Origin of the sequence: Gillisia xinjiangensis, assembly GCF_046298265.1 — a bacterium.
Taxonomy (GTDB): Bacteria; Bacteroidota; Bacteroidia; order Flavobacteriales; family Flavobacteriaceae; genus Gillisia; species Gillisia xinjiangensis.
Genome location: NZ_JBKAHK010000002.1, coordinates 780,767 through 807,752, shown reverse-complemented (window position 1 = coordinate 807,752; position 26,986 = coordinate 780,767). Strand labels below are relative to the sequence as shown.

At 37.5% G+C, this 26,986-nt stretch carries 26 protein-coding genes and 1 tRNA gene; 17 read left to right on the top strand and 10 right to left on the bottom strand.

The genetic code is table 11. From position 1 onward, the window contains the following. Positions 1-9 precede the first annotated feature (9 nt). Entirely contained in the window at positions 10-471 is a 462-nt protein-coding gene (gene rimP, locus ACKGJN_RS04770; RefSeq protein ID WP_409538284.1) for a ribosome assembly cofactor RimP, read from the bottom strand. A 380-nt stretch (positions 472-851) separates the two neighbouring features. Between rimP and ACKGJN_RS04765 the strand changes: the two genes are divergently transcribed. Further along, positions 852-1,694: a universal stress protein gene (locus ACKGJN_RS04765; RefSeq protein WP_409538283.1), complete on the top strand. Its 843-nt coding sequence runs from the start codon at positions 852-854 to the stop codon at positions 1,692-1,694. Here the strand turns inward: ACKGJN_RS04765 and ACKGJN_RS04760 are convergent. Next, positions 1,691-3,211 carry an AsmA family protein gene (locus ACKGJN_RS04760; protein ID WP_409538282.1) on the bottom strand — a complete coding sequence of 507 codons (1,521 nt, stop codon included), beginning with the start codon at positions 3,209-3,211 and terminating at the stop codon, positions 1,691-1,693. The two genes, ACKGJN_RS04765 and ACKGJN_RS04760, sit on opposite strands and share 4 nt — an antisense overlap. Before the next feature lie 185 nt (positions 3,212-3,396). On the opposite strand from ACKGJN_RS04760, the gene ACKGJN_RS04755 reads away from it, so the two are divergent. The 3 genes from ACKGJN_RS04755 (at position 3,397) to ACKGJN_RS04745 (ending at position 4,885) form a co-directional block, all read left to right on the top strand. Beyond that, positions 3,397-3,636, top strand: coding sequence for a hypothetical protein (locus ACKGJN_RS04755; protein ID WP_409538281.1), 240 nt, complete (start codon positions 3,397-3,399; stop codon positions 3,634-3,636). Between the two features lie 139 nt (positions 3,637-3,775). Beyond that, entirely contained in the window at positions 3,776-4,408 is a 633-nt protein-coding gene (locus tag ACKGJN_RS04750; RefSeq protein WP_409538280.1) for a metallophosphatase domain-containing protein, read from the top strand. A 141-nt stretch (positions 4,409-4,549) separates the two neighbouring features. Beyond that, positions 4,550-4,885 carry a hypothetical protein gene (locus ACKGJN_RS04745; protein ID WP_409538279.1) on the top strand — a complete coding sequence of 112 codons (336 nt, stop codon included), beginning with the start codon at positions 4,550-4,552 and terminating at the stop codon, positions 4,883-4,885. Between the two features lie 70 nt (positions 4,886-4,955). Here the strand turns inward: ACKGJN_RS04745 and ACKGJN_RS04740 are convergent, their stop codons facing one another. Further along, positions 4,956-5,291, bottom strand: a complete 336-nt coding sequence (locus ACKGJN_RS04740) for a hypothetical protein (protein ID WP_409538278.1) — start codon at positions 5,289-5,291, stop codon at positions 4,956-4,958. Positions 5,292-5,716: 425 nt separating this feature from the next. On the opposite strand from ACKGJN_RS04740, the gene ACKGJN_RS04735 reads away from it, so the two are divergent. From ACKGJN_RS04735 to ACKGJN_RS04705, 7 genes are all read left to right on the top strand, one after another. Next, positions 5,717-6,307, top strand: a complete 591-nt coding sequence (locus ACKGJN_RS04735) for a YceI family protein (protein WP_409538277.1) — start codon at positions 5,717-5,719, stop codon at positions 6,305-6,307. Between the two features lie 45 nt (positions 6,308-6,352). After that, the gene (locus ACKGJN_RS04730) at positions 6,353-7,624 is read left to right on the top strand and encodes a hypothetical protein (RefSeq protein ID WP_409538276.1); all 1,272 of its coding nucleotides are present in this window, start codon (positions 6,353-6,355) and stop codon (positions 7,622-7,624) included. 199 nt (positions 7,625-7,823) lie between these two features. Further along, entirely contained in the window at positions 7,824-8,399 is a 576-nt protein-coding gene (locus tag ACKGJN_RS04725; RefSeq protein WP_409538275.1) for a YceI family protein, read from the top strand. Between the two features lie 196 nt (positions 8,400-8,595). After that, positions 8,596-9,882: an acetyl-CoA hydrolase/transferase family protein gene (locus ACKGJN_RS04720; protein ID WP_409538274.1), complete on the top strand. Its 1,287-nt coding sequence runs from the start codon at positions 8,596-8,598 to the stop codon at positions 9,880-9,882. 157 nt (positions 9,883-10,039) lie between these two features. Next, positions 10,040-10,339, top strand: coding sequence for a thioredoxin (trxA, locus tag ACKGJN_RS04715; RefSeq protein WP_409538273.1), 300 nt, complete (start codon positions 10,040-10,042; stop codon positions 10,337-10,339). Between the two features lie 127 nt (positions 10,340-10,466). Next, positions 10,467-10,748, top strand: coding sequence for a hypothetical protein (locus ACKGJN_RS04710; RefSeq protein ID WP_409538272.1), 282 nt, complete (start codon positions 10,467-10,469; stop codon positions 10,746-10,748). Positions 10,749-10,835: 87 nt separating this feature from the next. Then, on the top strand, positions 10,836-11,219 hold the full coding sequence (locus ACKGJN_RS04705; RefSeq protein WP_409538271.1) for a group III truncated hemoglobin: 384 nt from the start codon (positions 10,836-10,838) through the stop codon (positions 11,217-11,219). A 3-nt stretch (positions 11,220-11,222) separates the two neighbouring features. Here the strand turns inward: ACKGJN_RS04705 and ACKGJN_RS04700 are convergent, their stop codons facing one another. The 4 genes from ACKGJN_RS04700 to ACKGJN_RS04685 all read right to left on the bottom strand — a co-directional run bounded on the left by ACKGJN_RS04700 (position 11,223) and on the right by ACKGJN_RS04685 (position 14,815). Then, positions 11,223-12,032 (bottom strand): universal stress protein, encoded by an 810-nt coding sequence (locus tag ACKGJN_RS04700; protein WP_409538270.1) that lies wholly within the window; start codon positions 12,030-12,032, stop codon positions 11,223-11,225. 183 nt (positions 12,033-12,215) lie between these two features. After that, positions 12,216-13,259 (bottom strand): response regulator, encoded by a 1,044-nt coding sequence (locus tag ACKGJN_RS04695; RefSeq protein WP_409538269.1) that lies wholly within the window; start codon positions 13,257-13,259, stop codon positions 12,216-12,218. Further along, on the bottom strand, positions 13,256-14,506 hold the full coding sequence (locus ACKGJN_RS04690; protein WP_409538268.1) for a PAS domain-containing sensor histidine kinase: 1,251 nt from the start codon (positions 14,504-14,506) through the stop codon (positions 13,256-13,258). The genes ACKGJN_RS04695 and ACKGJN_RS04690 overlap by 4 nt, the downstream gene beginning before the upstream one ends. 236 nt (positions 14,507-14,742) lie before the next feature. After that, a tRNA-Gln gene (locus ACKGJN_RS04685) sits at positions 14,743-14,815 on the bottom strand. A 190-nt stretch (positions 14,816-15,005) separates the two neighbouring features. On the opposite strand from ACKGJN_RS04685, the gene ACKGJN_RS04680 reads away from it, so the two are divergent. Both ACKGJN_RS04680 and ACKGJN_RS04675 read left to right on the top strand, forming a co-directional pair. After that, a complete protein-coding gene (locus ACKGJN_RS04680; protein WP_409538267.1) occupies positions 15,006-18,302 on the top strand; it encodes a DUF2723 domain-containing protein in 3,297 nt (1,098 codons plus the stop codon). A 21-nt stretch (positions 18,303-18,323) separates the two neighbouring features. Next, positions 18,324-18,965, top strand: a complete 642-nt coding sequence (locus tag ACKGJN_RS04675) for a polysaccharide deacetylase family protein (protein WP_409538266.1) — start codon at positions 18,324-18,326, stop codon at positions 18,963-18,965. Here the strand turns inward: ACKGJN_RS04675 and ACKGJN_RS04670 are convergent. Then, positions 18,962-19,258, bottom strand: coding sequence for a thioredoxin family protein (locus ACKGJN_RS04670; RefSeq protein ID WP_409538265.1), 297 nt, complete (start codon positions 19,256-19,258; stop codon positions 18,962-18,964). The two genes, ACKGJN_RS04675 and ACKGJN_RS04670, sit on opposite strands and share 4 nt — an antisense overlap. A gap of 240 nt (positions 19,259-19,498) precedes the next feature. Beyond that, on the bottom strand, positions 19,499-20,728 hold the full coding sequence (locus ACKGJN_RS04665) for a metallophosphoesterase (RefSeq protein ID WP_409538264.1): 1,230 nt from the start codon (positions 20,726-20,728) through the stop codon (positions 19,499-19,501). A 353-nt stretch (positions 20,729-21,081) separates the two neighbouring features. Between ACKGJN_RS04665 and ACKGJN_RS04660 the strand changes: the two genes are divergently transcribed. Further along, positions 21,082-22,056 (top strand): N(4)-(beta-N-acetylglucosaminyl)-L-asparaginase, encoded by a 975-nt coding sequence (locus ACKGJN_RS04660; protein WP_409538263.1) that lies wholly within the window; start codon positions 21,082-21,084, stop codon positions 22,054-22,056. A gap of 216 nt (positions 22,057-22,272) precedes the next feature. Next, on the top strand, positions 22,273-25,098 hold the full coding sequence (polA, locus tag ACKGJN_RS04655; RefSeq protein ID WP_409538262.1) for a DNA polymerase I: 2,826 nt from the start codon (positions 22,273-22,275) through the stop codon (positions 25,096-25,098). Positions 25,099-25,173: 75 nt separating this feature from the next. Here the strand turns inward: polA and ACKGJN_RS04650 are convergent, their stop codons facing one another. Further along, positions 25,174-25,809 carry a lipocalin-like domain-containing protein gene (locus tag ACKGJN_RS04650; protein WP_409538261.1) on the bottom strand — a complete coding sequence of 212 codons (636 nt, stop codon included), beginning with the start codon at positions 25,807-25,809 and terminating at the stop codon, positions 25,174-25,176. 291 nt (positions 25,810-26,100) lie between these two features. On the opposite strand from ACKGJN_RS04650, the gene rplM reads away from it, so the two are divergent. Further along, the gene (rplM, locus tag ACKGJN_RS04645) at positions 26,101-26,556 is read left to right on the top strand and encodes a 50S ribosomal protein L13 (protein ID WP_409538260.1); all 456 of its coding nucleotides are present in this window, start codon (positions 26,101-26,103) and stop codon (positions 26,554-26,556) included. Further along, on the top strand, positions 26,556-26,942 hold the full coding sequence (gene rpsI, locus ACKGJN_RS04640; RefSeq protein ID WP_409538259.1) for a 30S ribosomal protein S9: 387 nt from the start codon (positions 26,556-26,558) through the stop codon (positions 26,940-26,942). Before rplM ends, rpsI begins: the two co-directional genes overlap by 1 nt. Positions 26,943-26,986 lie beyond the last annotated feature (44 nt).

The following is a 26,986-nucleotide window of genomic DNA, read 5'->3' as shown; positions in this document are numbered from 1 at the left end:
GTTTAATTATTAAAATGTTATTAAAACCTTAGCTTTCACGATTTCCTGAAATGCCAATGTCGCCTCTTTATCTACTGTTACCTTACCTTTCCCTACCGGCTTGGGTTCTCGTGCCGTCCAGGTAAGTTTAATTCCCTCTTCATCTACTGCGACCAATTCGCCTTCAAATTTATTGGAATTTGTTTGGACTTCAAGCCTCCTTCCGATATTTTTCTTGTATTGCCTTGGTAATTTCAATGGTTCTGAGACTCCGGCCGAGGCAACTTCCAACGAAAAATCCTCTTCCTCGCGGTCAAGATTGTGTTCTATTTTCCGACTTACCGAAATACAATCGTTGACTGAAACCCCCGAATCCCCATCTACCACTATAAGAATGTGATTTTTGTCACTAATATTCAAGGATATTAAAAATAATGAATTATTCTCTTCAAAGGCCTCCTCCAGCAAATTTTTTACTCGCTCCTGCAACATAATTTTTATAAAAAGAGGGGACATTTCGTCCCCTCGCTGTACATTTTTGATTCAACGCTGCAAAGATAACATTTTTTTCGAAAAAATAAAACCACAGATTAAATGAAATATTCTTTGTAGTTTTAATAAAACAATCATTTTAAAGCATTTATAGTAATAAGTGGCACAACCCATACACATTTCACGTATAATTAGGCCTACCCCTGGCAGGACATCATAACATTCGGGATATTCATTATTAAATAATGACACTAAAATTTCAGCTATGAACTAAGCGCACCAGGACCTCTAGCAAACATCAATAAGCCTGTCAGCAGTCAGGGATAAATAAATTACTCCCGATAGTTATCGGCTAAAAATTAAACACAAATAAACAAATTATGAAAAGAATTCTTGTTCCTACCGATTTTTCTCCCCAGGCCGAAAACGCCCTGAAAGTTGCCGCTCAATTCGCTAAACGTTATAACGGCGAGATTTTCCTACTACATATGCTTGAGCTCCCTATGCAGCTCGTGCAACCGGTAAGCGGCAGCGCAGTGGCAGGAAGCAATGACAACCTTCCGGAAGCCTTGTTTTTTATGAAACTTGCAAAAAAACGCTTTGCCGAATTGATGAAAAAGCCTTATTTGCAGAACATTAAAGTTCACGAAACGGTAGAATTCCATCAGGCGTTTGAAGGGATAATGGAAATAAGTAAGGGTTGCGATTGCGATATTATAATCATGGGATCTCACGGAGCGAGTGGTTTTCAGGAAATGTTTATAGGTTCAAATACCGAAAAAGTAGTAAGAAATTCCAATATTCCGGTGTTGGTGATCAAGAACGATTATCCAGAATTTGATGTTCAAAACTTTGTTTTTTCAACAGATTGTAATTTAAAAAACAAACACACTCTTGAAAAAGCAAAACGCTTTGCCGATAAGATCGAAGCTAAACTTCACGTTGTTTATATCAATACCGCAAATAATTTTATGACCTCCATAGATGCAGAAAAAGCCCTTCTGGATTTTACTGAAGGAACCGAACTTGAAAATCACAGCCTGAATATCTATAATGATGTTACTGTTGAAAAAGGAATCATGAATTTTGCTAAAAGCGTAGATGCCGGGTTAATTGGAATTGGCACACACGGACGAAAAGGTCTTGCTCATTTCTTTAATGGCAGCATAAGCGAGGATTTAGTAAATCACTCCAACAGGCCCGTAATAACTTTTAAAATTTAGAGAAAACTCTTGAGGGAACCATTGCGTAAAAACAACCACAGGTAATTCCAGAAAGATTTTGTCTTATCTCTTTCTGCCTTGATATCCTTACGCTCCAGCTTTTCGCTATTGTCGTTATTGCGAATAATAATATTTGCAAGATCAGATAAAAAACTATTTTTTTTTGATCCATCTTTTTTTAGCACTTCAACCTTAAAATCCCTGTATTGCATACGCATATCTCCGGAAGCCAAATTATTGTCCCCGCGGAAATTATAAAACAGGGACTGAATTCTTCCTTCCACCTCAATATTCATAATTGGCCTTAAAAAAGAATTCATTGCGTCTGCAGAAATTCCTTCCATATCTCCAGAAATCGTGAATTCATCCTGCGGATCGCGCACATCAAATTTCCAGTTAAGGTTTAGCGGGGATTTCCCCATTAAAAGGGCCGAAATCTTAATTTTTGTCTCAGGAAAATCTGGGGAACTCAAACCAATATTGGTTAAATTCTTTAAGTTGGCATTTACATTACTAAAATTTAATTCTCCCGGAGGACGCGAAGCATTCGTTTTTTCTTCATATACTATTCGCGAATTCTTTAACACAACAGAATCGAATTTTATCTTCATACCCATTTCCCTTAACATACGGCTGTAAAGCGGTTTTATACTGGTATCATCGGGCAACAATTTGTTTCGGTAAACTTTTAGATAGGCCTTATTTATCTCTATAAAGGGACTTTTAAGCTGAATTCTTTCCTGCCCGAAATCCCAGCTTAAACCCGAAATATCAACCGTCTCAACCTCCAGTTCAAACCTGTCTTTTTCTACCCTAATCCTTCTGTCGAATTCAGATTTACTGAAATTCGGGATAATTCGAAGATCTTTGAAAGTGATATCCCCATCTTTTATTTCCAGGTTTTTAATTGCCAAATGGTGCTCTTCATTGATCGAATAAAAAACCGAATCGCCGAAAATTTCCATGCGCTCATATTCAAAAGGAAGAAAAGCCTGGAGGGTTTTATCACTGATTTGGACATTATAAAGATCAAATTCATTTAAAGAAACAAAGATTTTATTATGGATCGAATCATTTTCAAGAAAACGAAGATTTCCGCCCTTTATATGAATATTCTTGATCACTACATCCTTGCTTAGGTTTGGCCTTTCTTTTTTATCCCGGGCTTTGACCAAGGTGTCCTTTTTATAAATTGCCACATTGGGATTCTTGATCTCTATTGCACCAATTACAATTTTACCGCTTAAGAAATAGTTGGTATAACTCAGTTTTTTCACCTCAAGAACATCGGCTTCCATCAAAATATTATCAAGCTGAAGTTTTGGTTTTGAAACCGAAGAGCTGCGATCCAAAATACTCACGTTAACCTCTTCATATTCAATCTGCGAATTGGAAAGCTGATTCTCGATGGCCGATTTAATCTCTGCCCGTAAATAGTAATTTAGACCTATTACAATTCCAAAAATCATCATTAACCCTAAAACAATACCCAATATAATCTTATAAGCTTTTTTCAAATTCAATGATTAAGTCTGGAAATTTACAACTATGAAAACAGGAGGTAGTAAGATTTAGGAATTTTTAACTTAGCTCCTCTAAGTATTTGAGAATGGGTTCGTTAAATTTAAGTCAAAAAGAATATATGGTGATAATAGTCATAATTTTAGCACGTATCTTTGAAGATAATTTAGCCTACTAAACAATGATATTCAAGTTGATTTTTAAAATAGCAATACTGGCAATTGAGTTATTCCTTGCCTTTTACAGTTTACTTATTACAGATAGCCTGCTGGTTAAGTTCCTGTTTTTCGCCTTTACTGCGGTAATAATTGCATTTTTGGTCACCAAAATTACCGATAAGCTTTTACCATCAGATAAAGATCATGTGTCCGATATGGATTTTATTAAGGAAATGGAATCTAAAGATCGCTCTAATGAATAGATTGTGGCAGGAGATGTTGAATATTGTTTGAAAAAACAATAGCTGCAATCCGGAAATCCGATGAATAACCTTCATCGGATTTCTTTTTTGGTAGATTTTGGATTTAAATTCCAGCCAGTTTTATAATAGCCTCCCTTAAATGAAAATAGTTTGCATTGCCGATACTCACAATAAACACAGGGAACTCATCATTCCCTCCGGAGATGTAATTATTCACGCGGGAGATTGCACCGAATCTGGTACCCGGGGAGAAACTCTGGATTTCCTAAAATGGTTTGCAGCATTACCGCATCCACATAAGTTACTAATCGCAGGAAATCATGATTTTTTTCTGGAAAAAAATCATGATAATCTTCATACTATTATTCCGGAAAAAATACACTTTTTAATGGATAGTGGGGTGTGCATAAATAATGTGAATTTCTGGGGATCTCCGGTAACACCAAGTGATAGAAGCTGGGCTTATAACAAAAAAAGGGGAAGCGAACTTTTAGAGCACTGGAACAAGATCCCCGAAAACACCGATTTCCTTATCACTCACAGTCCGCCCTATGGATTACTTGATGAGCTTGACAATAAAAACCACATTGGCTGTGAAGAACTACTTAAAAAAATTAAAAATTTGAAAATCCCTTATCATATTTTTGGTCATGTTCATAATGATTATGGAATTGTACGTACTAAAAACACTATTTTCATCAATTCCGCATCCCTGGATGGCCGACACCGTCAGATTAACGCACCTTTAACGCTTAACCACCCGGCTTCTTAAGCTAATCTTATTTTTTCTGCAATTGCGTTAATTAATTATTAATCCTTTGAACCTTTGGATTTTATTAACATTATGAAGTTTAATTTAGCCGTCTTGTTAGAAATATGGATTGAATAATATTAAATTAAAAACCTAAGTATCATGAACTTTACCCCCCTTGTTTCAGAAAGTATTACGGATGAAGTAAAAAATTTAATTTTATACAGCATGAACAATCCAGAAGAGGATAAATCTGGATTTGAAAATTTTCATAAAAGCATTGTAGAAATATATTTTACCGCCAAAAACATCAGTATAGATTATACAGCGCAAACCATCGATTTGCAACTCCCTACATCTAATAAAGAATATACCGGGATTACCTTCGAGTGCCTTGATTTATGTGGGTTCCTAAAATCTTGTATTAAATGTGACGAGAAAAGCCTGTCATTTTATAATGAATTATTAACACAGCATAACATCGTTATCGCAGCGTAATAATTTTGATTAACAAATGACTTTTCCCAAGGCATCAAAAAAGCAATAAAACTACAATTGATTTTTTTCATTACCAGCACACAAAAGTTCCAAACCCCATGAATAACTTTAAGAATAAACCTTTTTTCTCGGGTATATTCTCAGCGAATTCATCGCTATTTAGTCTCTTTTTATAATAGGTAAGACTATCAAATTTTATGACTTCCTTTCCTTCTTCAGTAAGATTATAATTCCCTTCTGTTTCAAATATAAAATTTGAAGATATCAAGTTCACCAGCGCTTCCTGCTTCCAGTGATCGTAATCATTATTCACAGAAATTCCACTATTATCGTGAATTTCATATAAAACATTGTCCATCTTATAAAGAGATGATCTGGGGATGTTATCTAAGCTTGTTTCAAACATAATCAGGTAGGGCTAAAAATGAAAGTTAATAGAGTTAATAAAAATTCAATTTAACAAAATATTTAGATTCTCAGGCAATTATGAAAGAAATAATTTTAATGTTTTCTTTCTAGAACCAAATAAAGATTAAAAACCCGGGAATTATCTGAATTTCCTTTGCATAGCCCTTGGGAATATCCCGTTAATATCCAATTTGTTAACTTTATTATGACCTTATTGTTTTTAAACCGTGAACTTTTATGGCCAGAAAACAATCTAAGTACAAATTGATTATTTTTTAATATAGACCGCCTGCTAAGGTCGCTAAAAGCTCTTCAAAGACCAGAAAACTTGAAGCTTTTGCTCCAAATAATCAAAAACCTGATGCCTGTCATAAATTACCTTCCATTCCTTATGCAACTTTGTATCAAATTAAAAACAAAATCATGAACACGCTAAAAAATTTAAAACTGTTACTTGGAAGCATAATGATGTTGGTGGTGACTACACAAATTTCTGTAGCGCAAACCTTCAATGTAAATAATACAGCTTCAAGTTTAATTATAGAAGGAACCTCCAATATTCACGATTGGGAGATAGAAGCAAAAGACCAGCAAGGAAAATTAACTGCCGAATTAAATGATGGTCAATTGGTGAAATTAACCCAACTGGATTTTGTTATAAAAGCCGAAAGTCTTAAAAGCGGGAAAGGTGGAATGGACAAAAACACTTATAAGGCGTTAAATACCGATAAGCACAAAACAATCACGTATAAACTGACAGAAGTAAAAAGCATTGATTGCACCACCACCGGAAACTGTAAAGTGACTGCTATGGGAAATCTTACTATCGCAGGTGCCACAAAACCTTTAGAGATCATTTTTGATGCTAAAATAAACGGCAATATGATCGTGTTATCCGGGAGCAAAAGCCTTAAAATGACCGACTTCAAGATTGATCCTCCAAAAGCAATGTTTGGCACAATTACCACTGGCGATGAGGTGATAATAAAATTTAAAACTGTATTCACTAAATAAATTAAGCAATACTAAATTTTTTAACCAATCACAAATTAATCAAAAATGAAAAACACTATTAAATATTTCGGAATCGCGCTTATAGCACTGTTCGGATTACAGTCTCAGGCACAAGAAGCTGCAACATCACAAGAGACTGAAAAGGTCGGAAAAACAATATGGGACCGTGATATTCCGAACTTCAGACAACCTGATAAACGCGGAATTAATGATTTTGAAGCACCAAAAGACACTGAGACCTATTTTGACGGAGTACAGGTAAGAATAGGTGGAGCTTCCACAATTCAATTACAGGGACTACGCCAGGAAAATTCTTCAGGGGAGGATGATCTTGCTGAACTTGGAACTAATTTCAACCTTGCTACCGCCAACCTTGATCTTGATGTTCTTTTAGCTCCGGGATTGAGAATGCACTTGAGAACATATCTTTCTTCTTTACACCACAATGAAGCCTATGTTAAGGGTGGATACATCCAAATCGACGGGCTTGAATGGATCAGTGAAGACCTGGCAGGCGCTATGGATAATTGGAGAGTGAAAATTGGTCACATGGAAAACAATTACGGTGATGCGCATTTCAGAAGAACAGACAACGCGATGGCTCTTTACAACCCATTTGTAGGTAACTATTTAATGGATAGCTTTACTACTGAAGTTGGTGCAGAGGTTTACTATATGAACGGTCCATGGTTAGCAATGGTTGGCTTTACCAACAGTACTATCAACCAAAGTTCCAAGAAAAGTGAGAGAGATCCTTCTTACCTTGCCAAAATTGGTTATGACAAGCAAATAAGTGAAGATTTCAGATTTAGATTAACCGGATCTGTATTTCACTCTGGATTCAGACCTATTGGTTCAAGAGGATCTACACAATACCTTTACAGTGGTGACCGTGCAGGAACAAGGTACTACAATGTAATAGAAGGTGATTTCAGAGCTGGTAGAATTAACCCTGCCACTGGAGCAGAACTTACTTCTTTCATGATCAACCCATTCATCAAAGTAGGCGGATTAGAGTTCTTTGGAATCTATGAAAATGCATCAACTGAAAATGATGATTGGGATCAGTTTGCAGGTGAGCTTCTATACAGATTTGGTGCAACTGAAGACTTTTACGTAGGCGCACGTTACAACACTGCAAGCAACGATGATGTTTCAGTGAACCGTTTCAACGTAGGTGGCGGATGGTTCTTGACCAAAAACGTTCTTGCAAAAGTGGAGTATGTGAACCAGCAGTATAATGACTATCCTGCCGGAACAGTTTATGACGATGCACAATTTAACGGATTCAACCTTGAAGCAATAATCAGCTTCTAATCATAAGAATTGTTTGAATTAGCCAAAAAAAGGGAGGACATAATGTTCTCCCTTTTTTTTTAATAAAAATTAAAAACACCTTTAAATGAACTTTTTCACGCTGGTTTGGAACAGATTATGCAATATATACATATACCAAACCGATTAAATTCTCTTTGCAAAAAACACCTTATTTTTGAGAATTATAATAACAACCGCAATGAAAACTATACTATTTTTTCCGCTTTTATTATTATTCACCATGATGGGATTCTCCCAGAATGGCACTAATAACCGGACAATAAAGATCAAGCCAGACAGCAAACTCACCATTACCGGGGATACCAACATAAGCAAATTCCTATGCGAATTTGATTCAGAAATGATCCCCTCCACCAGGAAGATAGCGGTCTCAGGGAACCAGGAGGAATTGCATTTCCAAAATGCGATCCTTATCCTTGATAATACTGGGTTTGATTGCGGTAGCAAAGGGATCAATAAAGATTTTCACGCGTTGATCCAAACAGAAAAATATCCTGAAATTTCGCTCGAATTAAAAAAATTATGCATCAATACTCCTACCCAGGCAATTGCAGATCTTATTATAACTATTGCAGGAGAAACGAAAGCTTATAAAGTCCCGGTAAAAATCGTTGCCGGGGAGACACCTCAATACCGCGGAGATCTCACCCTTAATATCCATGATTTTAATTTGGAGCCGCCAAAGAAAATGTTCGGTTTGATCGTTGTAAAAGAGAATATTGAGATCAAATTCAATTTAAAAGTAGAGAAATAAAATCCGATGTAACATCCATGAGAATAAACTTTCTCACACAGGGAAATGTTTATGTAAATGTTACCAATGATCTCTAAAACAATAAAATAAACATATCAAATGAGCATAACGGAAATTCGATGCAAACACCGATGAAGATATGCGAATTACTCCCAATAGCTACGGGAGACCATTAAAAAACAATAAATATCTACATATGAAAGATTCCTTAAATATCGTTTCCGCTCAGGAAGCTGTATCACAAATAAAATCCGGCGATCGGGTATTTTTACAAGGATCAGCCATGACTCCTCATGTTTTAATCAATACCTTATGCCAGCGATATAACGATCTTAAAAATGTAGAATTTTTTCAAATCCATACCGAAGGGGATGCCCCTTATACAAAAGCACCTTACAACGAAGCTTTTATAACCAACAGTTGTTTTGTTGGAGGAAATGTTAGAAAGGCCGTGAACTCTAATCTTGGAGCGTATATTCCAATATTTTTAAGTGAGATACATTTACTCTTTCGAAAAAATATACTTCCCATTGATGTTGCTTTTATCCAGGTTTCTCCACCAGATAAACATGGATATTGTTCTTTAGGAGTTTCGGTAGATATTACCCTACCGGCCATACAAACCGCAAAAAGGGTGATTGCACAAATAAATCCGAAGGTTCCAAGAACCCACGGGGACGGGATAATTCACATAGACCGGATTCATGCGGCCATCGAGGTAGATGAACCTATCCACCAAACTTACCTCGCCACTCCTACCGAAATTGAACTTCGAATAGGAAAGCATGTAGCCGGGCTGGTAGAAGACGGCGCCACTTTACAAATGGGAATTGGTGGAATCCCAAATGTAGTTCTTGCCAATTTAATTCATCACAAACGCCTGGGCATCCATACTGAAATGTTTTCTGATGGAATTCTCCCATTGATTGAAAAAGGAGTGATTACAGGTGAGGAAAAGGTTATAAAAACAGGGAAATTGGTCACCTGTTTTGCCTTGGGATCTCAAAAATTATATGATTTTGTGGATGACAATCCCGTAGTTCATTTTAAAGAAGCAGCTTATACCAATGATACTGCTATTATCCGGCAAAATCCGAAGGTAACCGCAATTAACAGCGCGATAGAAATCGATATTACCGGGCAGGTTTGTGCAGATACCATAGGGAAATATCAGTATTCCGGGGTTGGTGGACAAATGGATTTTATAAGAGGTGCATCCCTATCTGAAGGCGGAAAAGCCATTATCGCCATGCCTTCGGTTACCAGTAAAGGTGTCTCCAAGATCGTTCCTTATCTAAAAGAAGGTGCGGGAGTTACCACTACACGCGCTCATGTGCACTATATCGCAACAGAATATGGAATCGTGAACCTATATGGTAAAAATTTAAAACAACGTGCAAAAGCCCTAATCTCCATCGCGCATCCGGATCATAGGGAACAACTCGAAATGGATTCATTCGAGAGGATCAACCATTTCATTTAAAATTTTAACTGAAAAACTTCAGGTAAACAGACGGCTTTAATTTTATTCGATACGAAGATTATTTAGCTGGTTTTTTCGTAATTTTAAGCAAGATCGCTTTATAAAATCCCTCCCGAAATGGAAAATAAATTACATATGAACAATAAAAAAACAAATAATGAAAAGTAGTTTTAGTGAAATTATAAAAGACAGCACGCCGGTATTGGTAGATTTCCATGCCGATTGGTGCGGCCCATGTAAGATGTTGGCACCAATATTAAAAGAGGTAAAAGCCAGCCTGGGAGATGCCGTTAAAATAGTTAAAATAGATGTAGACAAGAATGAAGCTCTTGCTTCAAAATATCAGGTAAGAGGAGTTCCTACACTAATTTTATTTAAAAACGGAGAACAGCTATGGCGACAATCCGGAGTTGTACAAAAGGATGAAATCATTAAAATAATTCAATCGCACTCCTAAACTTAATTGATCTTATATTTTCTTAATCGGATAAATTTGTCTTAATTTGTATCAGAACTGATAATCATCCTATTTCCTGAAGCTCCCAGTGGATAATTTTGCAGTATTAATTTAAAGAAAAATTATCATGAAACTATACAAAAAATTATTTACAGATTTTGACGAAATGTATTTGGCCCATGCTTCTCTTGGTATTATTGCCTCCAGTTGCATAGGTTCCATTGCCGCAATGCTCATATTGATGAAAGGACACGCATTTATCAATATGTTTGAACTTTTCCTGGTGGTAGTGGTTTGTATGGGATTTAATGCTGCAGTCCTGGCTCAAATGAAATCTAAATTTGTTTTTAACTCGCTAATTGTAAGCCTTGGGGTAAGTATTCTTCTTATTATAATCAATTTAATCTAGATTTTTTCGGAAACCGGATTCCTTTCAAAACAATTCCGTGTCTTATAAAAATTATCTGAATTAAGAATATATTAAAGAATCCAGCTTATGAAGAATGATCTCCAAAATCGGGAAGATGTACACCTTTTAGTATCCCGGTTTTATGATAAAGTACGGACTAATGCCGAAATAGGTCCTTTTTTCAATAACAGTATAAAAAATTGGGAAGAACATCTGGAAACACTTACCGATTTTTGGGAGAGCAATCTTTTTTTCGTTTCTAAATATTCAGGTAACCCACAGAAAGCACATATTAAGGTAGATGCTCAAAGTCATCATCAAATAAACGAAAAACATTTTGGAGCCTGGCTTAACCTTTGGCTCGAGACAATTAATGAGAATTTTGAAGGAGAACTTGCAGAAAGGGCAAAATTCAGTGCTCGAAAAATGGCATCTCACCTGCATCTTAAAATGTTTCAGGCACGGCAATAATCCTTATCCGTGAAGCACCAGGATTGGGAGTTTATTCGTTACATCGGCACATACACCGCATTTTACATCGAGAAACCGCTCACATACATTTAGATTTTTGCCCAAAATCACGATCATATCATATTTTTTTTGCACATCCTGAAGAAGTCTTCTGTTATGAATATATTTCTCGTCGATTTCAACAAATTTTACATTTTCACTCTTCAGGTAGTCAACAACAAGTTTTCTTGGATTTTGATGATGTGTACGGGCTAAGGAATTATCGGCTATTTCCATAACGGTTATCTCAGCATTATTTGTTATACCGGGATGCTCAAAGAATTTAAACAGGCCATTATCATAAGAAGCAGAATAATCTATGGGTAGAATAAGTTTCTCTGGCATTATATATAAACACTCTTCCGGAACGGCCAGCAAATTGCATTTTATCTTCCTGATGATCTCAAAAGTATGATTTCCTAAAATGGTGTTTTTAATACTATCCTTTCCGGCAGCACCCATTACGATAAGATCTATCCTCTTTTCAGCAACAAATTTACGGGTGGCATTTACAAGATTGTCCTCAGAAAAAACAGCTTTAAAGCTATGCTCTTTATTGGTGGAATAACTTTGTAGTTCCTTAAAATGTTTATAAAGATTTTCCACCGCTTCTGTTTGATTATCAGTGGAATTGAGAACAACATCTTCTCCCGGATCAAACTTATCAAAATTGAACAAATAAAAATTGGCTGGCATATCCTTAAAAAGGTGTATTCCATATTTAGCCGCATTTGTCGCAACCTGGGAAAAATCAGTAAGTATTAAAACATTCATTCGCGTCAGTTACCTTATACAATGCGAATTTAGACTACTAATACCTTGGTAAAAATGACCAAAATCAGTTCTGAAGCTATTAAAATTTTAATTATCTCTATAAATTTTAAAAAAAAAGATCCTACCCCACTTTATAGAGGTAGAATCCTTTTTAGTTTGAATAGTTAGCCTGGTATGCTCTTATCAGGAAATGCTTTTAAGTCCTTGTGGATCCAGCAATTTAATGTTTCTGCCTTCAATCTCTATAAGACCTTCCTTTTTAAAATCTGATAAAGTTCTTATAAGACTTTCAGGCGCCATACCTGCTACACCGGCGAGGTCTGCACGGGAAATCCGAATGCTTTTAAGCGGATGCTTTTTAATTTTTTCGGCAAAGAGCAGAATGGTATTGGCGGTTTTCTTCCTAACAGATCCATAGGCCATTTCCATAAGTTGCTGTTTAAGCCCTTTCAAATTGTTGCTAAGGATTTCCACCAGCTCAAGGGTTACACGTCCGTTGCTGGCTAATATTTTATGTAATTCTTCCTTGGAGACGGTATACAACTGGGAATCTTCTATAGCAGTTGCAAATTCCTGATAGGATTCCCCGGTATTAAAGGCTGCATTACCAAAAAAATCGTCTTCTTTGTAAAGTTCAGTGATCAATTCCTTTCCTCTGCTATCAACACGATGTGCTTTTATAACTCCGCGTTTGATCAGGTAGAAGAAATTTGATTGTTTTCCGGCTTCATAAATAGTATCACCCGCCTGAAAAGTTTCAAGTGCATAGGTACTCATCAAACTTTTCAAATCCCCAAGGGTTTTCAGGGAAGGCTCTGCTAACTTTGGCTGTTCATTCCGGTTTCTGGAATTAAGAATCGCTACTTTGGCCAGCCTGCTTTCCAAAGCGCTTAAAAGATCTTCTTCCTCAAAAGGTTTGGTTAGATAATCATCGGCACCAAGGTCCATTCCTTTTCTTATGTCTTTATGTTCTGTTTTGGCAGAAAGAAATATAAAAGGAACATTTACGGTTTGAAGTTCCTTTGAAAGCTCCTGCAAAACGCCGTAACCGTCCATTTCCGGCATCATGATGTCACAAACAATAATGTCAGGATTACATTCATGAGCCTTTTCTACCCCCTGTTTCCCATTGGATGCGGTGATTACCTCATAGCCTGAAAGTTCCAGCAATTCTGCTGTATTTTCTCTAACGGTAACATCGTCTTCAATTAGCAATATTTTATTCATTCTATTAAAATTGGAATTTCTACAGTAAATTTTGTTCCCACATTCTCTTTGCTGGCAAATTTTATATTTCCTCCTAAATTTTCCAAATGGGTTTTTGCAATATTAAGTCCTATTCCTGTTCCCTGGTTTAAAATAGCATTTTCTGCCCGGAAATACCGTTCAAAAATATGTTTTTGATCCTTCTTCGGAATTCCCATTCCCTGATCTTCCACCTCAAAAACAATCGATTTCTTTTGAAGGGAGACATTAAATTTTATCAAGGTATCTTCAGGGGAATATTTAATGGAATTCCCTAATAAATTTGAAAGAATAAGTTCTATAATTTTTTCATCCTGGTAGAGCATGACATCATTTATATCCTGAGGGTAGGCTATTTCCTGACCATTTTTTAGCGTGATATTGGCGTTATAAACAACTTCATTTATCAATTTTTTAAGGCTAAAAGATGAATATCTATATTGTCCGTTTCCGCTTTCCAGACGTTCGATGGAAAGAAAGTCATTAAGAATATTATTAAGATAATGCACTTTTATGCGAATAGTGCCAAGATGCTTTTCCCTTTTTTCCTGCTGATTTTCCAGTACATATTTTTCAGCCAGCGTAGCTGAAGTTAGAATGCCGCTTAAAGGAGTTTTAAATTCGTGGGATACCAATGAAAGGAATTTGGTTTTTAATTCATTGAGTTCTTTTTCCTTTTGCAATGCATTCTTGATCTTTTTTTCAGCGGTTTTTCGTTTTTTGATCTCCTTCTCAAGATCCAGGTTAAGCTTTTGAAGTTTTTGAATGCTCTCACTTAGCTCGTGGGTACGGATCTTTATCTTATCCTCCAGTTTATTATTGAGATCTCTAATTTCCCGCTCGGTTTCCCTGCGTACAGTAATATCTATGATTAGGGACATCACATATTCTTCCCCATCTATCATAAAAGGATTTAATCCGGCTTCAACGGGAAAATGGGTTCCATCTTTCTTTATTCCGAACAAATCCCGGCCATGACCCATTTGTCTTTTCTCACTGTGATCGATAAAACTTTTGAAATGATCTTTATGAGCTCCATGATAACTGGGAGGGATCAACACATTTAAATGGTTTCCGGGAAGTTCGCCCGAAGCATATCCAAACATAGTTTCTGCAGCTTTATTGGCTGCGATGATGGCCTGGGAAGTATCTACTACAATTATACCTTCTGAAGCTGCCTCAAAAAGAACGTTGAATACATTTTTATTCTGAAAAAAATCGTTTTTCACAAGCTATGGAAGTTGAAAATTATTGCACATTTTACGAAATTACAAAACTTTTTTTTGGTGCCTGCTAAAAGAAAAAAACAAAAAGATTCCAAACCAAGTCTAAAAGTTAGTTTTATTTTATTCAATATCCGGGTTGCCCGCGACTCAACACACGGCTTTAAATCTAAACCAAACCCTAAAATTTACTGCAAAAAAAAGACCGAATTGTAAAAACAATTCGGTCTTGACAGTTTTTGTTGGCCTACTAGGGCTCGAACCTAGACTCTTCTGTACCAAAAACAGACGTGTTGCCAGTTACACCATAGGCCAGCGTTTTATTGCCGATGCAAATTTAAAACAAAGTTTATTTTACGCAAACATTTTAAAGCTTTTTATTGCTAAATTTTTCAAAGCTCTGGATCTCCGCTTTTTAAAAAAATATTTCCTTTTAAAGCACGTTATTAAATCTTTCTTGTAAATATTCTTAAATTCGCCTCCTTATAGACAATTACAGCAAATAATGACAGATTTTAATTTTGGAAAGTGGAATAAAATATTGGGATGGGTTGTATTTTTAATTTCACTAACTACCTATTGGTTAACCGTTGAACCTACTGCCAGCTTCTGGGATGCCGGGGAATATATAGCAACTTCAGCAAATCTTGAGGTGGGTCATCCACCTGGGGCACCACTTTATCAAATGATGGGTGCCTTTTTCGCCAGTTTTGCTACCGATGCCTCACAGGTTGCACTTATGGTAAATCTAATGTCTGTTTTTGCCAGCGCATTTACGATTATGTTTATGTTCTGGTCCATTGTCATGTTGCTTTTCAAGATTTCCGGCCCACAGGAATCCCTATCAACAAGCAATAAAGTAGCGGTGCTTGGGAGTGCTCTTGTAGGTTCTCTTGCATTTACCTTTACAGATAGTTTTTGGTTTAGTGCCGGGGAAGCCGAAGTTTACGCGATGGCAGCCTGTATTATGGCTATCCTGTTTTATTTAGGATTGAGATGGGAACGCGATATGTTCGAGCCTCGCGGTAATCGTTGGTTAATTCTTATTTCCTTTGTGATTGGACTCTCCTTTGGGGTGCATTTTATGGGCTTGCTTACCATTCCTGCATTGGGCTTTTTGTATTTCTTCAAAAATTATAAAAAGGTAACTGTTCCAAATTTTATTATCGCCAATATAGCCGTAGTGGCTGTTTTAATGTTCATTTTCAAGTTTTTACTCCCATACACCCTTACTTTTTTCTCCGCTTCAGAAGTGTTTTTCACCAATACCATTGGGCTCCCGTTCAACTCAGGTACAGTTATCGCTCTATTAATAATCATAGCTGCTTTCTACTTCGGAATTCAATATACCCGAAAGAAGGAATACTTTCAACTCAACACATTATTTCTTTGTGTCCTCTTTATTTTGATTGGTTTTTCAAGCTGGACCATGCTACCTATTCGTGCGAATGCAAATACGGTGATCAATGAAAACAGCCCCGACAATGCCCGGGAACTTTTAGCTTATTACAACCGTGAGCAATACGGGGAATCTCATTTATTCTACGGGCCTCAATTTACAGAGATGTACAGCGGATTGGATCCTGAAAACCCTTATAAAGATGACAAGCCCAATTATGAAAAGGATGAAGAATCAGGGAAATATATTATTGTAAACGATTATAAAAATGCACGCCAAAATCTTGACGATAAGCATAAAGCCGTTCTTCCAAGAATGTGGAGTACTCAGCATGCAGCCAATTATATGCAATTTACAGGTCCGCTTGATTTTACTGTAAAGCAGGAATATCAGGATCAGGAACAGCTGCTTCAGGCAATAGCCGAATTCAGAAAAAATTATGCCCTGGGTCGTGTGGATCTTGAAGATTATCATAGCTTCCTTTCCCAGTTTAGCCAATATCTGGAGATAGAAAAACCTTCTTTTGCTTCAAATATAGGTTACTTGCTGGAATACCAGATAGGTTATATGTACTGGCGTTATTTCATGTGGAATTTTGTTGGGCGTCAAAACGATGTACAGGGACAATATTCAGACCTGAATGGAAACTGGCTCAGCGGAATTAAATTCATCGATGAAATGAGGCTGGGATCGCAGGATAATTTACCCAGCGATGTTAAAAATAACAAAGCCAGAAACACCTACTATTTTCTCCCGCTCATCCTGGGATTAATAGGAATCATATTCCAATTTAAACGGGATAAAAAGATGTTCTGGGTATTAACGGTATTCTTCCTGTTTACAGGTATAGCTCTTAAGATTTACCTTAATGAACGCCCTTTTGAACCCCGGGAACGGGATTATGCACTGGTGGGATCTTTTTATGTTTTTGCCATTTGGATAGGCTTTGGAGTTTACGCCATCTTTAATAAGCTAAAGGAATTTATAAAACCTAAAGTTGCTGCACCTTTTGCAATTGCAATTTGCTTCCTGGCCGTACCAACCCTATTAGCTGCTGAAAACTGGGATGACCACGATAGGTCTAACCGCTATTCGGCATTGGCGATGGCAAAAATGTACCTGGATTCTGTAGATGAAAATGCTATTCTGTTCACCATTGGTGATAATGATACGTTTGCCTTATGGTATGCCCAGCAAATTGAAGGTTACAGAAGGGATGTGCGCATTGTTAACACCAGCCTTTTTGCTACCGACTGGTATATAGATCAAATGAAAAGGAAGGCCTGGGAAAGCGACCCCATTCCTTCACAACTGGAGCATAGGCAATATCAGGCAGGAACCAATGAATTTGTAATGTACCAGGCTGTCACAACCGACACTATGAATATTAAGAACTGGATGAACTGGATTGCAAGCGATAATCCGGGAACTCAGGGACAATTGCAAAGTGGTCAAACTGTAAATACCTTCCCCACAAAATCCATAAGAATACCCGTCGATAAGGAAAATGTATTAAAATACGGAATCGTAAAACCAGAGAATGCGGATGAGATAGTCGATAATATATTTATTGAACTTGAAGGGAATGTGATCTATAAAAACCGTCTTTTGATGTTGGATATCATCGCGAATAATGATTGGAAACGCCCTATATATTTCACAGGTGGAAGTTTTGGAGATGATGATTACCTATGGATGAAAGATCATTTGCAACTGGATGGAGTAGCCTATAAGCTGGTTCCCATTCAAACCCCTGTCAACCCAAGAACCCCCTATGATATGGGGCGGGTAGATACGGATAAAATGTATGAGATCGTTAAAGGATGGGATTGGGGAAATATGGGAAGTCCAGACATTTACCACGACACAGAAACACGTAAAAATTCAATTACCTATCGAAGCAATCTTGCCCGTTTGGTGGAAGCCTTAATCCAGCAAGACGATCAGGAAAAAGCGGAAGAGATCCTTGATCTTGGAATGGAAAATATGCCTGTAGATTATTATGGCTATTACTCCCTGCTGGAGCCTTTTATCGATGGGTATTTTAAAGTAGGTGAACCCCAAAAAGCTAAAGCTGTATGGGAGAAAGTAGTTGAAAAATATCAGGAAAATCTATTGTTTTATAGCGGATGGGATGAAGAAAGACAATTTGAATACGCCGATAATATAATCACCGATATGGAGCGATACCGGTCACTTATAGATCTTCTGTTTATAAATGGAGAACAGGAATTCGCCCGCAAAAAAGCCGATGAATTCAACAATTACTTAAAACTATTCCCTCACTTCTACGATGATTCCGAAGGGGTAGAAGAGCCGGAAATGCCAACCAGGGAAGCCATTGAAAATGAACTTCAGAAAGTTCAAAAACTGGATTCCCTGGACAGCACTTTACTGAATTAACATTGCAAATTATTAAGCTTGATGGCTTATCTTAAAAAAATCTCCACAATAGGGAAGCTTCTGTATCCTTCCCTGTTGTGGAAATTGCCATCTAATCAAAAAATACTTTACCTTACTTTTGATGATGGGCCCAATCCGGAGATTACTCCCTGGGTTTTAAGGCTCTTAAAGGAATTCCATGCGAAAGCAACTTTTTTTTGCGTTGGTGAAAATGTATCTAAATATCCCGATATTTTTCAGCAAATCTTAATTGAAGGGCATCATATTGGGAATCACACATACAACCATCTAAAAGGATGGAAAACTTCTGAAAAAACCTATTTGGAGAATGTTCATTTAGCTGAAGTAGCCATTTCAAAGTATTCAAAACCTACTGCTGAATCTTATAAACTCTTCCGGCCACCTTATGGAAAGATTCTGCCCAGACAAATAACAAAACTTCAGAAACTTGGATATAAAATTGTGATGTGGGATGTAATTAGCGGAGATTTTGATGGGCAACTTTCTGCCGAAGATTGTTATCAAAATGTGATAAAAAATTGTAGTTCCGGAAGTATTGTAGTTTTTCACGACAGCATAAAAGCTGCAAATAAATTAAAGGAAGTATTGCCCGAAGTCCTTAAATACTTTCAGGAAAAAGGCTTTGAATTCAGGGCTGTTTAAACGTATTCCTTTAAAATTCCAATCAGGGTATTGGCATCCTGTTCCCCACTCTGCCTCCACTTCATTTCACCGTCTTTATAGATCATTAAAGTAGGCAGTCCTTTCACACGAAGCGCTTCGGCTAATTGCGTATTCTTATCTACATCTATCTTTATGATCTTGGCCTTGTCTCCAAGCGCTGCAGCCACATCCCTAAGCACCGGATGCATCGCGGTGGAAGCTGCATTCCATTCGGTATAAAAATCCAACAACACCGGAATTTTTAAATCTATTAATTCACCAAATTTTGACATAAACGAAACACTGATTTTAATTAGATTTTATAACCAAGAATACTTTTAATAATCAAATATAGTAATTTCTTTGAACTATGCATGCTCAGGGGTTTTAACTAAGGGAAGATCTTTGAAATATTAAAAATAATTCCTACGGAAATTTCTGAATAATCCGGTATAAAACCATTTATAACTTTTTCCGATTTTTTAAACTGAAAAATATCCGAAGAAAGTTTATTCAGGCCTTAATTTCAAACATCAGGCAGTCTTAGGTCCCCGCTTTAATTCGATCACACTTATTTCTGGCCAAATTCCAACCCGCCCAGGGTATGCCAGGTATCCAAACCCACGGTTTACATTAATATACCTTCCAAATTCCTCATAGATCCCAGCCCAGTTCTCATACCTATATTGTACAGGACTCCATTTAAACCAACCCGGAATCTCAATCCCAAACTGCATTCCGTGGGTATGACCGCTTAATGTAAGCTGATAATTATTTGGATCATTTTTGATCTTTTCCTGCCAGTAGGAAGGATCATGACTTAGCAACACTTTAAAGTCTTCAGGTTTTAATCCATTTCCGGCTTTATCGAGATCACCATCCTTCTTGAATCCTCCGGAACCCCAGTTTTCAACTCCCACAAAAGCCACTCGTTCCCCGTTTTTCTCAATGAACCTGTGTTCATTTAACAGAAGGTCCCAACCCATCTTAGAATGTACATTTTTGAGATCTTCCAAATTGGCTCTTTTTGCCTCATCATTTTCCCAGGCTACATAATCCCCGTAATCATGATTCCCTAAAATCGAAAAAACCCCATCCTTAGCCTTAATCTTTGAGAAAGTGGAAGTCCAGGGATCCATTTCCGCCGCAAGATTGTTGACCAAATCTCCGGTAAAAAGCACCGAATCGCTTGCCTGCTCATTGATGAGATCTATGGCATATGCTATTTTCTTTTGATTATCAAAACTTCCACTGTGGATATCACTTATCTGGGTAATTCGATATCCGTCAAAAGAGGAAGGAAGATCTTCAAAAAACAAGGTGTATTTTAAAACCTTGTAATTGTATTTCCCCTGATACATTCCGTATAGCAAAGAAGCAAATGGAATGGTTGCAATTCCAAGGGCCAACTGGCTTAAAAATCTTCTTCGGGAAGGAAGGCTGAAATCTTCAGCAGAAGATGGAATGATTTTGTTATAAACCCCTAATGACATTCGGAAAAGATCTTCCCCAAACATGAAAAGGGTTAAAATAATATTCGCTGCCATAAAAGCCAGAACAAACCCAAGAGAATATCCCCTTCCGCCATTAAATCCACCATCGGGATTAGGTTGCGTCCATTGAAAAATGAAATATCCAAGTATAGCCAGGGAAATAATTAGGTAAGGAACTATAAGCCAATAATTTTTGCTCAGGGTACGAATTGCTTGAAAAGCATATACATTTATAAAGAGATAGATAGCAACAAAAAGGATCCAACGCATTAGCAATTCTATTTTTTTTGCAAATATACTTCCAATGCCGTGCCAATAAATGAACCTGAGGTTAAATAAAATTGATTCAGCTATAGGGTGATATTATGCCTTCATTTCTTGAATGCAAAGGATTTCTTGAATTTCGCTTTTACTCCAATAAAAGTTTATTGTTGTAATTCCTAAGGCACAGATTTAATAAAACCGATCAAACATAGTACATTTATCCTGTCAAACTGAACAGACAGGATAAATGTACAAGATGAAATGAGCATAACGAAAACTCGTCGCAAACATCAATGAAGATATGCGAATTACTCCCGATAGCTATCGGGAGACCATTAAAAAACAATAAATGTCTACATATGAAACGACGCATTTTTATAAGGAATACCGGGATCACCAGCCTTGGAATGACCGTCATTCCTGCTACTTTAGGTTTTAATACCATAAATGATCTTGAAAATATGCAAAATAAATTTCCGCTTACCATAGCCACATGGAATTTCCCAAACGCCTCTCAAAAAGCCGGTGAATTACTGGATAGTGGGGCAACTGCTCTGGATGCAGTTGAACAAGGTGTAATGATAGAAGAAACCAATTTAAAAAATACTACCGTCGGCAAAGGTGGCGCTCCAGACAGGGAAGGCAATGTGACTTTGGATGCCTGTATCATGGCGCCCAATGGAAATGCAGGAGCTGTTGCTTATTTAAAGAACAACACCCACGCTGTTTCGGTAGCGAGAAGAGTTATGGAGGAAACTCCCCACGTGATGCTCGTTGGCCAGGGCGCCGATCAATTTGCGCGGGAACAGGGATTTGAAAAAGAAAATCTGCTCACAGAAGAATCTGAAAAAGCTTACCGGGAATGGCTTAAAAAGAAGGAATACAAACCAATCATCAATATTGAGAATCACGACACCATCGGGATGCTGTGTATAGACAAAAACGGAGATATCGCAGGAGCCTGCACAAGCTCAGGGCTTTCCTATAAAATGAACGGAAGGGTTGGCGATTCCCCTATCATTGGTTCCGGATTATTTCTTGACAATAAAGTAGGTGGCGCGGTAGCAACAGGAATGGGTGAAGCCATCATGAAAAGTGTTGGAAGTTTTTTGATCGTAGAATTGATGCGTCAGGGAAAATCGCCGCAGGAAGCCTGTGAAATCGCAATAAACAGGATTATTAAAACCAATCCTAATTACCGGGATTTCCAGGCCGCTTTTATCGCCCTCAATAAAAAAGGGGAACTGGGTTCTTATTGCATTCAGAAAGGCTTCAGCTATGTGAAATACCAGAATTCGAAAAACGAAAATATTCCATCCCATTACTATTTCTAGGAAAATAATGAACTTATAAATCCTGAGAAATTTCGGTTTTATCCAAGATCAACATCTTGATGGAGATTGTTATAACTTAAATTCACCTGAAAAAATTGATCAAAATTCATAAAACCCATTTTTTCTTCAGAAGCTTTCCTTGTGCTGAAAAAAACAACTTGCATTTTAAATGCAGCTATAAGTTTTGTAGTTTTATAGGCTAAATCAAAATACCTGATGGCCCCACAAAAAAGATTATTTTTACTTGATGCCTATGCTTTAATATTCAGAGGTTATTATGCCTTCATAAAAAATCCCCAGATCAATTCAAAAGGGCTGAACACTTCAGCCATAATGGGGTTCACCAATTCTCTTTTTGATGTTATCCGCAGGGAAAAACCAGATCACCTCGCGGTTTGTTTCGATAAAGGCGGAAGCACAGAACGCACCGAAATGTTTACCGACTATAAAGCCAACCGGGATGCTACTCCGGAGCCTATTATGACGGCTATTCCATACATTCAGGATATTTTAAAAGCCATGCATATCCCGGTGGTAGTTTTACCGGGTTGTGAGGCCGATGATGTGATTGGCACCCTTGCAAAGCAGGCCGAGAAGGAAGACTACAAAGTTTTTATGGTTACACCCGATAAGGATTTTGCACAGTTGGTTTCCGAAAATATTTTCATGTACCGTCCTGCAAGGATGGGAAATGGCATTGAGATCTTGGGAATTACTGAAGTGAAAGAAAAATTTGGAGTGGAACGTCCGGAGCAGGTAATAGATTTTTTAGGAATGATGGGAGATGCATCCGATAATATTCCGGGATTGCCGGGAGTTGGCGAGAAAACCGCCAAGAAATTTCTGAAGCAATTTGGAAGCATGGAAGAATTGCTTTTGAACACACATCAGCTAAAAGGCAAAATGCGGGAAAAGCTGGAAGAATTCGGGGAACTTGGAATTCTTTCAAAAAAACTCGCCACCATTAAAACCGACTGTGATGTTCGGTTTGACGCCAAAGACTATGAACTCTCCCTGCCCAATTCTGAAAAAGTCCAGGAGATCTTTGAAGAACTTGAATTCAGAAGGCTTAAAGATCAGTTTTTGAAATTGTTTTCAGCAGAAGAAACTTCAGCTCCAACTCAGGTGAGCGGCACAGAAACAGCAAAAGCTCAAACCCAAACCGCCGGGGCAGGACAATTTTCATTATTTGGAGGCGAAGCTGAGAAAATGGAATCTATTTCCAGCAGAAAAACCCTCAAGGATACTTCCCATGTATATCAAAGTATCGCGCCGGGAATGGGAACCAGCTTGTTTCTTAAAAATCTTTTAAATCAAAAATCGGTTTGTTTTGACACCGAAACCACGAGCCTTAATCCGTTGGAAGCACAACTGGTTGGGATCGCATTTTCCTGGGAAGCCGGAAAAGGGTTTTATCTACCCTTTCCCGAAGAAAATGAAAAAGCACAGGATTTAATAGAATTACTTCGGCCGTTTTTTGAAGCTGAAGAGATCGAGAAGATAGGTCAGAATTTGAAATACGATATTAAAGTCCTTGCAAAATATAATATTGAAGTTAAAGGGCCTCTTTTTGACACTATGATAGCGCATTACCTTATCAATCCAGATATGCGCCATAATATGGATGTGCTGGCCGAAACCTACCTGAATTACACCCCGCAATCCATTACAGAGCTTATTGGAAAAAAAGGGAAAAACCAGGGATCTATGCGGGATGTTTCGTTAGAATTATTGACCGAATATGCAGCTGAAGATGCAGATATCACACTTCAGCTAAAACAACATTTTTCACCGGAACTGACCGCTGCCAGCATTGAAAAACTTTTTCATGAAATCGAAATTCCACTGGTAAGAGTACTTGCCGACATGGAACTGGAAGGCATCAATCTGGATGAGAAATTCCTGCAATCTCTTTCTTCCGATCTTGAAAAAGATATAAAAGACCTGGAAAAAAAGATTTACGAAATAGCTTCTGAAGAATTCAATATCGCCTCCCCAAAACAATTGGGAATTATCTTATTTGAAAAACTGCAACTTGTTAAAAAGCCAAAAAAGACCAAAACCGGACAATATTCTACCGGAGAGGATGTGCTTTCTGCACTGGCAAAAGAACACGAAATAGTACAAAGTGTCCTGGATTACCGCGGGTTGGTAAAACTAAAAAACACTTATATAGACGCATTGCCGACACAGGTGGAAAAAACAACGGGACGTGTACATACAGATTATATGCAAACCGTTGCCGCAACCGGAAGACTGAGTTCCAACAATCCAAACCTTCAGAATATTCCTATAAGGACTGAAAGAGGAAGACAGGTGAGAAAGGCTTTTGTTCCAAGGGATGAGAATTATATCCTCCTGGCTGCCGATTATTCCCAAATAGAACTCCGTATAATTGCCGCTTTGAGCAAAGAAGAAAATATGATTAAAGCTTTCCAGAGCGGAGAAGATATTCACACCTCTACCGCTGCAAAGGTATTTAATATTCCTGCTGAAGAGATTACGAGAGCACAACGAGGCAATGCCAAAACGGTTAATTTCGGAATTATTTATGGTGTTTCCGCCTTTGGACTGAGCAACCAAACCGATCTTTCCAGATCGGAATCCAAGGATTTAATAGACACCTATTATCAAACCTATCCGCAACTCAGAAAATACATGAGTGATCAAATTGAATTTGCACGGGAACATGGATATGTACAAACTGTTCTAGGCCGAAGGCGTTATTTAAAAGATATCAATTCGCAAAATGCCATAGTGCGCGGTGCGGCAGAAAGAAATGCTGTAAATGCCCCAATCCAGGGAAGTGCCGCCGATATTATTAAGATTGCAATGATCAATATTCACAAAAAACTAAAAGAAGGGAATTTCAGAACAAAAATGCTATTACAGGTTCATGATGAACTGGTTTTTGATGCTCACAAAGAAGAACTGGAAGTTGTCCGGAAAATGATTAAAGAAGAAATGGAAAATGCCTTCAAACTCGATGTTCCCCTGGATGTGGAAATAGGCGTGGGAGAAAACTGGCTGGAAGCGCATTAGAAAGAACTAAATTATTGAACCTAGAATCATGACCTAACAGGCTTCAATACCTAACAGTTTTTGAAACTGTCAGGTTTAATTTTGAGTATATTCCAATTCCACCACAAGAATCTGGGAAACAGAAGTATCCCCCGGATCTTCTACATATTGGTTTGATTCGGTTTTGGATACAGAAAACGAAAATACGCCCTGATTAAACGTGAGGGTTTTTGTATGAATATAGGTACTACCATTAATTTCTACATTTAAAGTAAGCACATCACCTTCAATTTCCCAGGTACCTGTATCGGTTCTGTTCCCCATACAAAAGAACTCATCATTATTAGTTCCAGCTTCAAAATCCAGCCGTGCATTTACAGAAGAAAACGTTTTGTCATCATAGAAGTTGATAGACATCGGATCAAAACAGGTTGTTTCCAGTAAAAGATTAGAATTAAAGGTGCCATCCTTATTAAGATCTACATCCCTATCGGCCTGCATTAGGCTCAAGTCCCAATCGCCCACCAAATCGGAATATTCAATATTTGCGGTAACAATAGTTGCATCTGCAGACGCTGCCTTAAGATCATTTATATTTTCTATTGCGCAGGAAGAAAGAAGAACTGCTACACAACTTAATTTTATAAGGTTTTTTAGTAGGAAACTCATAACTACCAATTGAAGTATTACAATGCAAACATAATTAATCACAATTATATATTGTGATTTCATTAACGTTTATTTTACCGATTGCCGTTAATTTAACACCTTTTACCGAATTTTTGCCTGGAACACTGTGTCTGGTCAATTAGCAAAAGAATCTAATCCTGTAAATAAACCTTTGCAGGACAGGATTTTTAAGCAACATAAATGCTTTGACTTCCAATAACTTCAGCCCAAATAAATTAATGAAGTGGCTATTTGCAATATGAATTTATAATTGTACATTTGCACCCCTGTTTTCACGATTCAAAGTCGGGTTACAGGGAATGGAATGTTTAATAACAAGTAAAATTAATTAGTGTGGACACATTAAGCTACAAAACAGTATCGGCCAACAAGGCTACCGTGACCAAGGATTGGGTACACGTAGATGCTGATGGTCAGACTTTAGGTCGTCTTTCATCTATAGTGGCAAAGCTGCTAAGAGGAAAATTCAAACCTAACTTCACCCCACACGTTGATTGCGGTGACAACGTAATTATTACGAATGCCAGCAAGATCAACTTATCAGGTAAAAAATGGGATTCTAAGGAATACATTCGCCATACAGGCTATCCTGGGGGACAACGCAGTCTAACTGCAACTGAATTATTCAATAAAGGACCGGAACGGTTACTTGAAAACTCAGTAAAAGGAATGCTGCCTAAAAACAAATTAGGTGCAGCTATATTCCGAAATTTAAAGGTTTATGCAGGATCAGAACATGATCAATCTGCTCAAAAACCTAAAACTATTAACTTAAACGATCTTAAGTAATGGAGGTTATTCACAAAATTGGCCGAAGAAAAACGGCAGTTGCACGTATATATGTTGGCCAGGGAACCGGAAACATTACCGTGAACAAAAAAGCACTTAAGGATTATTTCACTACTGGACCTTTACTTTTTAAAGTGATGCAACCTCTTAACATGACCGGAAACGAAGAGAACTTCGACATAAAGGTAAATGTTTTTGGTGGTGGTATTACTGGTCAGGCAGAGGCTATCCGTCTTGCAATTTCCAGAGCAATGGTAGAACTTGATGCAGAAAACAGGGCGGTTTTAAAGCCAGAAGGTTTGATGACAAGAGATCCTAGAATGGTAGAACGTAAGAAATTTGGACAGAAGAAAGCACGTAAGAAATTCCAATTCTCTAAACGTTAATATTTTGGGCACTGCCCTAAACAAAGTTCATTTAATATTTAATA

Coding starts and splice junctions, on each gene's coding strand:
- ACKGJN_RS04765 (WP_409538283.1), top strand. CDS start 852: ATGAAAAGAATTCTTGTTCCTACCGATTTTTCTCCCCAGGCCGAAAAC.
- ACKGJN_RS04660 (WP_409538263.1), top strand. CDS start 21,082: ATGAAACGACGCATTTTTATAAGGAATACCGGGATCACCAGCCTTGGA.
- ACKGJN_RS04720 (WP_409538274.1), top strand. CDS start 8,596: ATGAAAGATTCCTTAAATATCGTTTCCGCTCAGGAAGCTGTATCACAA.
- ACKGJN_RS04670 (WP_409538265.1), bottom strand. CDS start 19,258: ATGTCAAAATTTGGTGAATTAATAGATTTAAAAATTCCGGTGTTGTTG.
- ACKGJN_RS04650 (WP_409538261.1), bottom strand. CDS start 25,809: ATGAAATCACAATATATAATTGTGATTAATTATGTTTGCATTGTAATA.
- ACKGJN_RS04745 (WP_409538279.1), top strand. CDS start 4,550: ATGAACTTTACCCCCCTTGTTTCAGAAAGTATTACGGATGAAGTAAAA.
- ACKGJN_RS04750 (WP_409538280.1), top strand. CDS start 3,776: ATGAAAATAGTTTGCATTGCCGATACTCACAATAAACACAGGGAACTC.
- ACKGJN_RS04735 (WP_409538277.1), top strand. CDS start 5,717: ATGAACACGCTAAAAAATTTAAAACTGTTACTTGGAAGCATAATGATG.
- ACKGJN_RS04725 (WP_409538275.1), top strand. CDS start 7,824: ATGAAAACTATACTATTTTTTCCGCTTTTATTATTATTCACCATGATG.
- rimP (WP_409538284.1), bottom strand. CDS start 471: ATGTTGCAGGAGCGAGTAAAAAATTTGCTGGAGGAGGCCTTTGAAGAG.
- ACKGJN_RS04730 (WP_409538276.1), top strand. CDS start 6,353: ATGAAAAACACTATTAAATATTTCGGAATCGCGCTTATAGCACTGTTC.
- ACKGJN_RS04675 (WP_409538266.1), top strand. CDS start 18,324: ATGGCTTATCTTAAAAAAATCTCCACAATAGGGAAGCTTCTGTATCCT.
- ACKGJN_RS04710 (WP_409538272.1), top strand. CDS start 10,467: ATGAAACTATACAAAAAATTATTTACAGATTTTGACGAAATGTATTTG.
- ACKGJN_RS04755 (WP_409538281.1), top strand. CDS start 3,397: ATGATATTCAAGTTGATTTTTAAAATAGCAATACTGGCAATTGAGTTA.
- ACKGJN_RS04680 (WP_409538267.1), top strand. CDS start 15,006: ATGACAGATTTTAATTTTGGAAAGTGGAATAAAATATTGGGATGGGTT.
- ACKGJN_RS04695 (WP_409538269.1), bottom strand. CDS start 13,259: ATGAATAAAATATTGCTAATTGAAGACGATGTTACCGTTAGAGAAAAT.
- rpsI (WP_409538259.1), top strand. CDS start 26,556: ATGGAGGTTATTCACAAAATTGGCCGAAGAAAAACGGCAGTTGCACGT.
- ACKGJN_RS04705 (WP_409538271.1), top strand. CDS start 10,836: ATGAAGAATGATCTCCAAAATCGGGAAGATGTACACCTTTTAGTATCC.
- ACKGJN_RS04740 (WP_409538278.1), bottom strand. CDS start 5,291: ATGTTTGAAACAAGCTTAGATAACATCCCCAGATCATCTCTTTATAAG.
- trxA (WP_409538273.1), top strand. CDS start 10,040: ATGAAAAGTAGTTTTAGTGAAATTATAAAAGACAGCACGCCGGTATTG.
- polA (WP_409538262.1), top strand. CDS start 22,273: ATGGCCCCACAAAAAAGATTATTTTTACTTGATGCCTATGCTTTAATA.
- ACKGJN_RS04665 (WP_409538264.1), bottom strand. CDS start 20,728: ATGCGTTGGATCCTTTTTGTTGCTATCTATCTCTTTATAAATGTATAT.
- ACKGJN_RS04700 (WP_409538270.1), bottom strand. CDS start 12,032: ATGAATGTTTTAATACTTACTGATTTTTCCCAGGTTGCGACAAATGCG.